We start from the raw sequence: 4,885 nt of genomic DNA, 5'->3' as shown, positions 1-4,885 counted from the left end.
AAGGAACCTCAGGCCTTTAAACATGTTCAAGAAACGAATTCATCGCATCGATTCTATAAAAAGCTGGTAGAACAAGTGGAACGCGGGGAACTTTCAGCAGAGGATGTTGGCAAGTTGCTACGGAGCGGGATTGTGGAGGAGGGGCGGCATGCGTAACGAACTACAGTCGTTGGTGCAAAAAATCAAAGAGGGTACACTGAGTCACGATGAGGCAGCAGAACAATTTCGTCGGTTAGAGGAAAAATTAAAAACAACCACTGCGGATGATCGTGAACAAGGTGCAGTCTTGAGGGAAACCGCCGTTCCAACGGACGCTACAAACATCGCTGAGCGTAAATGGCATGCTGTGCTCAAAGAGAGGATCTCCCATCTACTTCATGTAAGGGAAGAAGATATCGAAGATACCGCTTTAGTCGATCTTGGACTGGATCCGATTCAATGGAATGAGCTTGCTCACCTTCTCAATCAACAGTATGACTTGACGCTAACTTCAGCGGCCCTCATGGGGTATTCATCCTTAGACGAGCTCGCTCAATCATTGGGAAGGGAACAGGGTGTTGGAGTGGATCTCAAGCAGGTGAAAGAAAATGATTCTAGGGATCAGGATCACAACGTATTAGAGGGGCAAGAGGTTCAGGAAGAACACCTGTGGCAGAAAGCAATCGAGTATGTAAAAGGGATCTTGTCTCCGGTTATCAAATTGCCGGTTAGTCGAATTCAAGCAGAGGATCCGTTAGAGAAATTCGGTATCGACTCGTTGATGGCTCTGCAACTAACGGATCAATTGGAGAAGCCATTTGGACCTTTGCCAAAAACCCTCTTCTTTGAATATCAGAGTGTCCGAGAACTTACTGGATATTTTATGGCGAATTATCGGGAACCATTGATGGATCTGCTTGGGTTACAACCACAAGCTCCCGAATCGACGCTTGCGATCCCTGTAAAAAAAAGCGCAGACCCATCGGGTAGAAGGGTTGCTCAAGCGGTTGGCACTTCGGTGAGAGCGGTGTCTGCGCCTGTCTCCGAATCCTCTTTGGATATGGCGATCATCGGTTTATCGGGGCGGTATCCGGGTGCCAAAAACATGCAGCAATACTGGGAAAATCTACGTAATGGTAAGGATTGTATTACGGAAATACCAAAGGAGCGATGGGATCATCGCTCTTATCCTTATAGTAAGTGGGGCGGTTTTTTGGAAGAGGTGGATTGCTTTGATCCCCTCTTTTTTCGCATTTCTCCCCGGGAAGCTGAGTTAATGGACCCACAGGAACGTTTGTTTATCGAAAGTGTCTATGAAACCTTGGAGGATGCAGGGTATACACGTCAGTCGCTTAGTGAGATCCAACAGGATGGGCTTGGGGGAAGAATGGGTGTTTTCGTAGGGGCGATGTATCAAGAGTATCAATTATATGGTGCGCAAGAACAGATTCAAGGCAATCCCCTCGCACTTTCAGGCAATGCCTCTGCGATAGCCAATCGGGTCTCTTATCTATGTAATTTTCATGGACCGAGCCTGGCTGTGGATACCATGTGTTCCTCTTCGCTTACAGCGATCCATTTGGCCTGTCGGAGTATTGGGTTGGGGGATTGCGAAATGGCGATTGCAGGGGGCGTAAATTTATCGATTCATCCCAACAAATATTTAGCGCTCTCCAAAGGGAAGTTTGTTTCAAGCAACGGGCGATGTGAAAGCTTCGGACAAGGTGGCGATGGTTATATCCCCGGAGAGGGTGTCGGGTCGGTTCTAATCAAACCGCTATCCAAAGCAATTGCCGATCATGATCATATCTATGGAGTGATTAAAGGAAGTGCTATCAACCACGGGGGTAAAACCAATAGTTTCACCGTGCCCAATATCAATGCACAGGCAGATGCTATTCAACGGGCTTTACATCAGTCAGGTGTCGATCCGCGTGCGATCAGTTATATGGAAGCGCATGGTACAGGCACTTCCTTAGGAGATCCTATCGAAATCGCTGGCTTGACAAAGGCCTTCCAAAGGAAGACAACGGATCGCCAATTTTGTTCAATTGGGTCTGCTAAATCAAACATTGGCCATTGTGAAAGTGCGGCGGGGATTGCAGGGCTGACTAAAATACTTCTTCAAATGAAATATGGTCAACTCGTCCCGTCGCTCCATGCGACAACATTAAATCCCCATATCGACTTTATGAGTACGCCTTTTCATGTGCAACAACAGTTGGCTGAATGGAAACGTCCTGTGATTGAGAAGGACGGGGAGAAGAAGCAATATCCACGAGTTGCAGGACTTTCTTCCTTTGGGGCAGGAGGTGCGAACGCCCATATCATCGTCGAAGAATATAGAAAGGCAGAAGAAGAGCAGTCAAAGGTTACCGTATCTTCGGAGGGCCCTTCCATTGTTGTGCTATCGGCAAAAACAAGGAAACAACTACGTTTGCAGGTAGAAAGATTGCTTACAAAGGTGCAAGAACCGGTGTTTTCAAATAATGACTTAGTCTCCCTTGCCTACACGCTCCAGACAGGTCGGGAGGCGTTGGAAGAACGGTTGGCAATGACGGTAAATTCCCTGGAGGAATTAGAACATCAATTACAAGCCTTCCTGGACCACCGTGAGGTTATGGAGGGTCTGGTTGTCGGACAGGTGAAAAGACAAGAGGATACCTTATCCATCTTCGAGGATTCGATTTTACAGGAGTCGGTGGATCAATGGATTCAGTCCTTCCAATACGATAAGATTGCCGATTTATGGGTGAAGGGATTTTCCTTTGATTGGCATCAAATTTATGGGAAGGAGAAACCCTACCGCATCAGCTTACCCACGTATCCCTTTGCAAGAGAGCGGTTTTGGGCTCCACAAAGAGTGGGTGATCAAGTCATGCCCCCTCGATGGATGATGCCTCTTCATCCATTCGTGCACCAAAATACGTCTCTCCTTTCGAAACAGCGATATCGATCTTCCTTTACAGGGAGAGAGTTTTTCCTAGAGGATCACGTCATTCATGGCCATCGGATGATGCCAGGTGTCGCCTATTTGGAAATGGCTTGTGCTGCGACAAGGGAAGCGCTAGGGGAGGGAGCAGCGGATTTTGATAAACCATTCCTGGGCATGCGCCTGCATCAAGTGGTTTGGGCACGTCCAGCATCCGTAGAAAAAGATGCCCTTTCCTTGCATATTACTCTCTCACAAGCGAGTGACGAGGGAATTAATTATGAAATTTATAGTGAGTCACATGAAGAGCAAGAGACGGTCTTACATAGCCGTGGCTATGTGGAGGTCGTGGAGGAGAAAACCTCGCCACCCACGCTTGATTTATCGCAGCTTCAGGCGGAATGTTATGGGCAGGAACTCTCAGTAAAGGAATGTTACGATACGTTTCATAATCTGGGGATTACGTATGGTCCTCGGCATCAAGCACTGAAAGAGCTCTATAAGGGAGATGGCCAAGTGTTGGCTAAACTCTCCATACCATCAGCTGTGCGGGATACTCTTGATTCCTTTCAACTCCATCCGAGTATGATCGATGCGGCGTTCCAGGCGATGGTGGGTTTACAGGAGCATACGAAGTTAGAACGTGTATTGCCCTATGCGCTTGAAGAAGTGGAGATCTTTAGTGCCTGCACCCCAACGATGTGGGCGTGGGTTCGAAACGCTGGTAGGAAAGTGGATATCGATGTGTGTGATGAGCAGGGGAGATGTGTTGTTCGGATAAAGGGTATCTCCTGTCGCGCTGTCCAAAATCCAGTGAGGGAAGCTTCTGAGTGTGGGGTCTCTTCTGAAATGTTAACCCTTTATTCCGATTGGAAGGAACAGTCCCTTCAATCAAGCCGATCTAGCCCCGCCTATGGTGAACACTGGGTACTTGTTTTGGGAGCGGATGAAGCATTTTGCCAGCGCATTCAACGGGAAATGAGCCGTGCACAATGTATACCGCTTTTGACCGATGCGACGCATCTCGGTGAACAATTCCAACAGTGCGCCACCCAGGTATTTGAAAAGGTTCAAGGGATGTTACAAGACCATCCGAAGGAGAAGATCCTGCTTCAGTTAGTGATCCCTACTAAGGAGGATCGGGTACTGTTTACTAGCCTGGAGGGTCTCTTAAAAACCGCCAGTTTGGAAAACCCACACCTTCTTGGCCAAGTGATCGAGATCGAATCCGTACAGGATAGCGATTCAGTAGTAAAGGCGGTGAAGGAAAGTAGTTCTTATCCAGAACAACAACGGATTCGGTATCAAGGTGGTAAACGTGAAGTGGAATGTTGGCGTGAGATCGATCGCAGTACTGAGGAAAAAATGCCTTGGAAACAAGAAGGTGTTTATCTGATTACGGGGGGTTTGGGAGGTCTTGGCGCCCTTTTTGCGCAGGAGATCTCCCAGGTTGTCACAGAGGGCGTGCTCATTTTAACGGGTCGCTCAGAATTAAGCAATGAGAAAAAAGCGCAACTTGAGAAATTTGCATCTTCGGGGACGAGGGTGATTTATCAACAAGTCGATGTGATGGATCAAGTGCAGGTTGAGCAGTTGTTCAAAGAAATTAAGCTGAATTTTGGTAAGCTAAATGGCATTATTCACAGTGCAGGAGTGGTACGGGATCGTTTCATTATTAAAAAGACAGCTGCTGAATTTAATCATGTGATGGGTGCCAAGGTGACAGGGTTGGTCCATTTGGATGAAGCCAGTCGAGGTTTCGCCTTGGATTTTTTCGCCTTGTTTTCTTCCATTGCGAGTGTCAATGGTAATCCAGGACAAGCCGATTATGCGACGGCCAATGCCTTCATGGATGCCTACGCAGGTTATCGCAATCGGTTGGTGGCAAACCATCAGCGAAGCGGTCAGACGGTTTCGATCAATTGGCCGTTATGGAAAGAGGGGGGCATGAAGGTTCCTGAGGAAACCGAGGCG

1 pseudogene is annotated in these 4,885 nt (G+C 47.7%); it reads left to right on the top strand.

Features of this window, described 5'->3' with window-relative positions:
* Window positions 1–358: 358 nt before the first annotated feature.
* Window positions 359–4,840: pseudogene (locus CHX35_RS02915) on the top strand (SDR family NAD(P)-dependent oxidoreductase); the annotation flags it as partial.
* Window positions 4,841–4,885: the final 45 nt, after the last annotated feature.

This window comes from Marininema halotolerans, assembly GCF_900116235.1.
In the GTDB taxonomy this organism is placed as follows: Bacteria; Bacillota; Bacilli; order Thermoactinomycetales; family DSM-45169; genus Marininema; species Marininema halotolerans.
This window is presented reverse-complemented; position numbering and strand designations above follow the sequence as displayed.